This is a genomic window from Hyphomonas pacifica (assembly GCF_000682675.1).
Classification (GTDB): domain Bacteria; phylum Pseudomonadota; class Alphaproteobacteria; order Caulobacterales; family Hyphomonadaceae; genus Hyphomonas; species Hyphomonas pacifica.
This window is the reverse complement of record NZ_AWFA01000010.1, coordinates 64,198-72,078: the sequence shown is the minus strand read 5'-3', so window position 1 is coordinate 72,078 and position 7,881 is coordinate 64,198. Positions and strand designations below refer to the sequence as shown.

Sequence of the window (7,881 nt, the reverse complement as noted above, 5' to 3'; positions counted from 1 at the left end):
CGCCAGTCCGGCTTTAGGCGCAGGAGGAAAGCCGGCAGGAACCGCCAAAGGCGGTGGGAGGTGAGGGGCAAAAAGACCGGACAGGGCAAAGCCCTATTCGTCAGAATCGGGTTCCAGCTCGTCTGGCGGAATTATGCCCTCGCGCTTCAGGGCGCGGATCGTGTCACTGGCAAACCATGTCTCGCCAGGATCGGAGGGAGAATGCGTGTGCCGCTTCAGTTCCAGTCCGAAGGGCAGTTTCATCTCGCTGGCGGGGCCTTCGGGCACAATCTCGTGATGGGCGAACAGGGATTTCGGTTTCGAGTCGGGCAGCATGGCGGAAAAGGCAAAGCCGATGGCGACAATTGCGCCTGCCCAGACATTGGATTTGAACACGGCGAGCGCTGCCCGCTCCTGTGTGGATTTCAGGCGGGCGGTCTGCCAGATGCCATGGATCAGGAAGGCCAGCGCTGTGGCTGCGCCCACCCGGCCTGCGCCATTGAGAGAGGCGGCCAGCGCGATCAGGGCCGCGGACCCCATATGGAAGCAGAAGCTGATCAGCACGGCGCGCTGCCCGAACAGGCGGGCGGTCGAACGCACGCCGATCAGCGCGTCGTCTTCACGGTCCTGCAGGGCGTAGATCGTGTCATAGGCAATCGTCCATAGGATGAGGCCGACATACAGGATGATCACTTGCGGCGTGATGATGCTGGCCGTCGCCGCGCCTACCAAAACGCCCCAATTGAAGGTCATCCCCAGCCAGGCCTGCGGCCACCACGTAACACGCTTCATGAAGGGATATGCGCCCACCAGCGGCAGAGAAAGGAGGGCAACAATCTTTGCGTCCAACGGCAGGCACAGCCAGACGAGCAGGCCGACCAGCAGCTGTGCAGCGAGGAAGATATAGGCCTGGCGCAGCGTGACCGCGCCGGACGGCAGCGGGCGCTGCGCCGTGCGGCTGACGCTGGCGTCAATGTTCCGGTCCGTGATGTCGTTCCAGGTGCAGCCTGCGCCCCGCATGGCCGTGGCACCGATCAGGAACAGCAGAGTCCAGGCGATGTCCGCGATGTAGACGCCAGAGCCGAGGCGCTGAAAGGCAAGGCCGATGATGCACGGCAGATAGAGCAGCCAGATGCCCACGGGACGGTCCAGTCGGGCAAGCATGGCATAGGGGCGCCAGCTCTCTGGCAGGCTCGAAAGCCAGCCGGGCAGGGCGCTGTCCGCCGGTATGGTCCGCGTATCTTCATCCATCGAAGCGGCTTATACCCAAAATCCGCACATCCAACAGCCATTCACCCGTTTTGGGCGAATTCCATCTGCATTTGCTCAGGCCAGATACACCGTCTTGCGGTTCACAAAGGCCTTGATACCGTCTGCGGAAAGCTCACGGCCATAGCCTGATTGTTTGATACCGCCGAAGGGCAGGCGCGGGTCGGAGGCGGTCATCGTATTGATGAAGGTGGCGCCTGCTTCCAGATGGTCGATGGCCATGTCCATTTCGTCCTCATCCTGGGTGAAAATGACAGAGCCGAGCCCGAAGATGCTGCGATTGGCACGGGCGATGGCGTCTTCCAGACTGTCCACTTTCCAGACATTGGCGACGGGGCCGAACATTTCTTCCTCCGCAGAAGGGCTGCCATCTGGGGCGTCATAGAGGATCGCGGGATCAAACCAATAGCCCTTCTCCGGAAGGCCTGCGCCTGCATGAAACGCTTTCGCGCCGGCGCGCTTGGACTTTTCCACCTGCTCGGCAAGTTCATCGCGGATCTGGCCTGTGGCGAGGGGGCCGATGTCAGTCTCATCGCTCATCGGGGCGCCGACTGTTAGGGCTTCAAAGCGGGCTTCGAAGCCTTCCTTGAAGGCATCAAAAATGTCGGCATGCACGAAGAAGCGCTTCGCCGCGATGCAGGATTGCCCATTGTTTTGCGTGCGCGCCTTCACCGCTGTGTCCAGCGCTGTCTCAATGTCTGCGGAGGGCATGACGATAAAGGCATCCGATCCCCCAAGCTCCAGCAAGGAGGGTTTGAGCTGTTTGCCCGCAGTCGCCGCAACAGATTGCCCGGCCGGGCCGGAGCCGGTCAGCGTCACCGCTTTGACGCGGCTATCCTCAATGATGCCCTCCACAGCGCTGGAGCCGATCAGCAGGGTCTGGAAACAGCCTTCGGGAAAGCCTGCTTCGTGGAACACTTCCTCGATGTTCAGCGCGGAACGCCAGACATTGGAGGCATGTTTCAACAGGCCTGTATTGCCAGCCATCAGGGTTGGTGCGGCAAAGCGGAAGACCTGCCAGAACGGGAAGTTCCAGGGCATCACAGCCAATACGGGTCCAAGAGGCAGGTGGCGCACATAGGCCTTCTGTCCGCCGCTCTCCATCGGCTCGTCAGAGAGATATTCCTCAGCATGCTGGGCATAGTGTCGGCAGACCCAGCCGCACTTTTCGACTTCCGCCCTGGCTTGGGCAAGGGGTTTGCCCATCTCCGCCGTCATCTGGCGGGCATAGCGTTCGGCATTCTGGTCCAGTACATCGGCGGCCTTGTTCATCAGTTCGGCGCGATGCTCAAAGCTGGTTTTGCGCCATTCCTTGAAACAGTCATCGGATTTGGCGATGGCAGAGTCGATCATGGGCTCGGTGAAAGGCGAGAATTCCTCGATGAGAACTTCCGTTGCCGGGTTTACCGATTTTACCGTCTGGTCTGACATGATCACCTCTTGCTTAACTTCCTGCTCTTTTAAGGTATATCGCCAGAATGAGTTCCCAACCCCGATTGTATGTAAAAGCTGACCTTAAGCCCGACGCCGAAGTTCGGCTGGACGATGAAGCGTCGAAATACCTGCTGCGCGTGATGCGTCTATCGCCGGGTGACAGGGTGCGTGTGTTCAATGGCCAGCATGGCGAATGGCTGGCAGAGTTGCTGCCGCCGGAAGGCAAGCAGGCGATCCTGAGTGCCGTGGAGCAGATGCGGCCGCAAACGGGAACAGAGGCACCACCTCTCACGCTTTTGTTTGCCCCAGTGAAGAAATCAGAGACGGATTTTATCGTCGAGAAGGCAACAGAGCTTGGCGTGCAGACCATTCAGCCTGTTGTCACCCAGTTCACGCAAACACGCACCGTGCGACTCGACCGGTTCAACAAGATTGCCCTTGAGGCAGCAGAGCAAACCGAGCGGCTGGACCTGCCGCAGATCCATGATCTGACAAGTCTCGACAAGGCCCTGGACGGCCTGCCGCAGGGAACCGTTGTGATCTTTTGCGATGAGGCTGGCGATGAAGACGGCAAGCCGTGGGGCGGCGAGATGGGGCGGGCGAGATCTGCCGCCTCTGTGATTGATAGTCTGAAGGGGCAGCCTGCGGCCATACTCATCGGTCCGGAGGGTGGCTTCAGCCCGGAAGAGCGCGCTTACCTGCGGGGCCGGGAAGGGATGCATCCTGTCAGCCTGGGGCCGAGAATTCTACGCGCTGAAACGGCTGTCGTGTCAGCCCTGACACTGTGGCAGGCTATTTGCGGAGACTGGAGCGCGGTCTAGAAAGGCCAGCGTTTCATTGGCTTCGGGATTGCGCCTTCCCAGCGTCTCTGCCAATCCATTGTGACGCCGATCCGGTGTTCCAGCTGACCATCCCAGTGAACAGTCAGGCCGACGGCCTTTAGCGTGTCATGAATTTCCTGGCCGATGTCCAGAAAGACGACGTCGGCATTATTGTTGGCTGCGCCATAGCTGAGATACAAATTGCCGGTCTCAACGGCGCTTTCGGTGTCCTGCTGGTGGAAGAAGACATAACCGCGGGCCGCGCGGCCGAAGGATTCGAAATCCTCGATCTCAATGCCAATTTCTGCGGCTCCACACGTGCCGCAGCAGGTGAAATTCTGGCGAGCCACAATGTCCTTGTCTTCCAGCATGTCAAAGGCAAGCTCCAACCTGTCGAAATCTGTCAGCACGGGCCAGCCGACCTGTTCTTCCCTCAAGACTTCAATAGCCTGAATCACGGCAGAGCGCACTTCCGTCTGCCGATCGCGTTCGGACAATGGCGAATCGAATTCCTCCGACAGATCGAGAAGAATCTCTTCGATTTCTTCCACAGGTTCATACCCGCCGCGCACATGGATTCGTGCCCAGAGTTTCAGGTCATCACGCTCTTCTGTGGTCAATCGCGACATTGATGCTTCCAGACTTCTAAACCAAGTAATCAGAATAACCCGGTTGGCGCTCGGATGAAACATCCCTATGTGCACAGTCATCAGGAGTTTGAGGGAGCCTTTCGTTGTGACCACGCCCACGTCGGACATCGATGAGTCCTCCGTTCGCATTTCCGGGAAATCGGAACTGATTGAATTTCTTGAAGCTGGCAGCAAACCTGTGACGGAATGGCGCGTCGGGACTGAGCACGAGAAGTTCGGCTTTTTGCGCGATGGCCTGAAACCACTCCCCTATGATGGCGAGGCATCCGTTCTTTCCATTCTGGAAGGTCTGAGAGATAATTTCGGCTGGCAGCCCATCAATGAAGGCGGTCATCTGATTGGCCTGAAAAAGGATGGCGCGAGTATATCGCTGGAGCCGGGTGGCCAGTTTGAGCTGTCGGGCGCGCCGCTTGAAACCATGCACCAGACCTGTAACGAGGTTGGCCAGCACTTGAAAGAAGTGCGGCAGATAGCTGATCCGCTGGGCGTGGCTTTCCTTGGTCTTGGCGCGAGCCCGCTGTGGAGTCTCGCTGAGACGCCGGTCATGCCAAAGGGCCGCTACAAGATCATGATGGAATACATGGACAAGGTTGGACGCCTTGGCCGCCAGATGATGTTCCGCACCTGTACGGTGCAGTCGAACCTCGATTTCAGTTCTGAAGCCGACATGGTGAAGAAGTTCCGTGTGGCGTTGGCCCTGCAGCCGCTGGGCACCGCGCTGTTTGCGAACTCTCCTTTCATGGAGGGGCGGCCGAACGGATTCCTCTCTTACCGCTCACAGATCTGGACCGATACCGACCCGGACCGCACGGGCATGCTGCCCTTCGTGTTCGAGGACGGGATGGGGTTCGAGCGCTATGTAGATTATGCCCTTGATGTGCCGATGTATTTCGTGCGACGGGGCGGGAAGTATCTCGATGCGAGCGGGCTATCCTTCCGTGATTTCATGGATGGCAAGCTGCCGATCCTGCCGGGTGAAAAACCGGCCATGGATGATTTTGCCGACCATCTTTCGACGATTTTCCCCGAAGTGCGCCTGAAGCAATTTCTGGAAATGCGCGGCTCGGATGCGGGCCCATGGAGCCGCCTGTGCGCGTTCTCTGCTTTCTGGACAGGGCTGCTCTATTGTTCCGACAGTCTCGATGCGGCCTGGCAGCTGGTGAAGGGCTGGTCTGCGGCCGAGCGTGAAGCGCTGCGCCAGAGTGTCCGCACGCTGGGGATGAAGGCACCGATTCCGGGCGGCCGCACGTTGCAGGATCTGGCACTGGAGGTGCTGGAACTGTCTCGCGCTGGCCTGAAGCGCCGGGGCAAGCTCTCCGTCTCCGGGGATGATGAGACAGGATACTTGTCAGAGCTGGATCAGATTGCCCAATCAGGCATTACGCCTGCCGAGCGACTGCTGGAACGCTATTACGGCCCATGGAACCGTGATGTGAAACCAGTTTTTACGGAAGAGGCTTATTGAGGCACTTCTTTGTTCCGTATCGTCTCTTAAAAGCAGAAAATACCTTGAGCTTGGCTGCGTAGCACGTTCAATATGCGAAATTAAGGTCAGCTGAGGGGAGATAACGGGTGACAGATAACGCGAATGCCACCGGGGCGGAGGAAGGCAAGACTTTTCTTGGCCATCCAACAGGGCTGTATGTCCTGTTTTTTACAGAAATGTGGGAGCGCTTCTCCTATTACGGCATGCGGGCGCTGCTGGTTCTGTATCTTACAAAGCATTTTCTGTTCGATCGTGAAGCAGCCTATGGGCTTTACGGTGCGTACACGACGCTCGTCTACATCACGCCGGTTATTGGCGGTTATCTGGCTGACCGATATCTTGGGGCCCGCAAAGCGGTCACCATCGGCGCCATCTTTCTGGTCCTTGGGCACCTCGGCATGGCGGTGGAAGGTGATCCCGTGCAGGCGGGACAATCGCCAGACCCGGGTGTTCTCAACATCTTCTATTTCAGTCTTGCGCTCATCATTGTCGGGGTTGGTTTTCTTAAGGCCAACATTTCGACAATCGTTGGCTCGCTTTACAAAAAGACCGACAAGCGGCGGGATTCGGCCTTCACGATTTTCTATGTCGGCATCAATGCAGGCGCTTTCCTTGGCGCGCTGATCGCCGGCTATCTCGGCGAGACGTATGGCTGGGCATATGGTTTTGGTGCCGCAGGCGTCGGTATGTTGCTCGGCCTGGTCGTCTTTGTCTGGGGCAAGCCCGCTCTGCGCGGTGCAGGTGAGCCGAGCAACCCCGCTCAGCTTGCTGCTCCGATGGTCGGGCCACTCAATCGGGAGCACATGATCTGGCTGGGAGCCATCGTTACCTCCTTCATCGTCTGGTTCCTGGTTCGCAGCCAGGGCACGGTGAACATTCTGCTGCTGGCGGCCATGATCCTGACTTACGGGTTTGTCCTCTGGCGGGCCGTTGCGAAACTGACACCCCACCAACGTAACCGTATTTTCGTTGCCCTTGTGCTGATCTCGACGAACGTGCTGTTCTGGGGGCTGTTCGAGCAGGCGGGATCGTCGCTCAACATTTTCACCGATGAGCATGTCGACCGGAACCTGCTTGGCTGGGAAGTGCCGGCTTCCATGTTCCAGTCGATCAACGCGCTTTACATCATGACCCTGGGGCCCGTGTTTGCCGGGCTATGGGTCTGGCTCAGCAAGAAGGGGTGGGAGCCGAGTGCGCCCATGAAGTTTGCCCTCGCTCTGATGCAATTGGGGCTCGGCTTCCTTGTTCTGGTCTGGGGGTCAAACTCCGAACTCATGACGCCAGTCATCTTCATCTTCCTCATCTACCTCCTGCATACGACCGGTGAGCTCTGCATGAGCCCAGTTGGCCTTTCAGCCATGACGCGCCTGTCGGTCACATCCATGGTTGGCCTGATGATGGGGGCGTGGTTCCTCGCCTCCGGGGCCGGTAATGCTGTTGCCGCACTCATTGCGCAGGCGACGGCATCAGGCGGCGAAGGTGTCGGGCAGGTGCTGTCCGTCTATTCCAAGGTCGGCTGGTTCGCGATTGGTGTCGGCGTGCTGTTCGCCATCGCGTCTCCATTCCTGACCAAGCTGATGCATTTGGATACGCTTTCCGATGATGCGACGGATGATGTTCCTACGGTCGATACTTTCGGATCGAATACTGATCCGGGGGCGCCCGATAAGTCGCTTGGCTAGGCCGAACAGAAGCCTCTGGAAACAGAAAAAGGGCGGCTCGCTAGAACCGCCCTTTTTTGCATATATCAGAATGCAACCTAGTGATCCGGTGGCAGGAACTGATCCGTGGGCAGACCACGTTTGATCCAGCCATCACCTGCGCCTTCATGGCCGGTCATGCCTTCAGCCACATCGAACACGTGTGTGAAGCCTGCCTGAGCCAGCCGCTTTGCCGCTTCGGAGGAGCGGTTTCCAGAGCGGCAAATGACAGCGACAGGGTATTCAAGATCGCCCAGCACGGCGCCCCGTGCCTGGGCAAGAAAATCGACATCCTGCAAGGTCGCCCCAATGCTATCACGCGGCATGCCGGTCATCGCCCATTCGGTGGGCGTGCGCACATCAATGAGGATCATCTCGCCGCGTTGAACCAGCTTGTGCGCTGCATCGGCGGGCAGGGTTTCAACATCTGCTTTCGCTGAGAACACAATGGTGGTTGCAACAGTTGCTGCCAGCAGCAAACGAGATAGGCGGCCAGACATGATGATACTCAACCCCATACGAACCTGCCCCGGGGGGGCAGG

Annotated in this window: 7 protein-coding genes; 3 read left to right on the top strand and 4 right to left on the bottom strand. The window is 58.6% G+C overall.

Annotated elements, in window-relative coordinates; genetic code table 11:
• Window positions 1-93: 93 nt before the first annotated feature.
• The gene (gene ubiA, locus HY2_RS04750; RefSeq protein ID WP_051594727.1) at window positions 94-1,230 is read right to left on the bottom strand and encodes a 4-hydroxybenzoate octaprenyltransferase; all 1,137 of its coding nucleotides are present in this window, start codon (window positions 1,228-1,230) and stop codon (window positions 94-96) included.
• 75 nt (window positions 1,231-1,305) lie between these two features.
• The gene (locus tag HY2_RS04745; protein ID WP_034825200.1) at window positions 1,306-2,679 is read right to left on the bottom strand and encodes an NAD-dependent succinate-semialdehyde dehydrogenase; all 1,374 of its coding nucleotides are present in this window, start codon (window positions 2,677-2,679) and stop codon (window positions 1,306-1,308) included.
• Window positions 2,680-2,726: 47 nt separating this feature from the next.
• On the opposite strand from HY2_RS04745, the gene HY2_RS04740 reads away from it, so the two are divergent.
• The gene (locus HY2_RS04740) at window positions 2,727-3,503 is read left to right on the top strand and encodes a 16S rRNA (uracil(1498)-N(3))-methyltransferase (RefSeq protein ID WP_034825198.1); all 777 of its coding nucleotides are present in this window, start codon (window positions 2,727-2,729) and stop codon (window positions 3,501-3,503) included.
• On the opposite strand, the gene HY2_RS04735 is transcribed toward HY2_RS04740, so the two are convergent.
• A complete protein-coding gene (locus HY2_RS04735; protein WP_051594726.1) occupies window positions 3,500-4,132 on the bottom strand; it encodes a DUF6891 domain-containing protein in 633 nt (210 codons plus the stop codon). The two genes, HY2_RS04740 and HY2_RS04735, sit on opposite strands and share 4 nt — an antisense overlap.
• Before the next feature lie 106 nt (window positions 4,133-4,238).
• On the opposite strand from HY2_RS04735, the gene HY2_RS04730 reads away from it, so the two are divergent.
• On the top strand, window positions 4,239-5,618 hold the full coding sequence (locus tag HY2_RS04730) for a glutamate--cysteine ligase (RefSeq protein WP_051594725.1): 1,380 nt from the start codon (window positions 4,239-4,241) through the stop codon (window positions 5,616-5,618).
• Between the two features lie 107 nt (window positions 5,619-5,725).
• A complete protein-coding gene (locus HY2_RS04725; RefSeq protein ID WP_081814927.1) occupies window positions 5,726-7,321 on the top strand; it encodes a peptide MFS transporter in 1,596 nt (531 codons plus the stop codon).
• Window positions 7,322-7,398: 77 nt separating this feature from the next.
• On the opposite strand, the gene HY2_RS04720 is transcribed toward HY2_RS04725, so the two are convergent.
• Window positions 7,399-7,839 (bottom strand): rhodanese-like domain-containing protein, encoded by a 441-nt coding sequence (locus HY2_RS04720; RefSeq protein ID WP_034825226.1) that lies wholly within the window; start codon window positions 7,837-7,839, stop codon window positions 7,399-7,401.
• Between the last annotated feature and the right edge of the window lie 42 nt (window positions 7,840-7,881).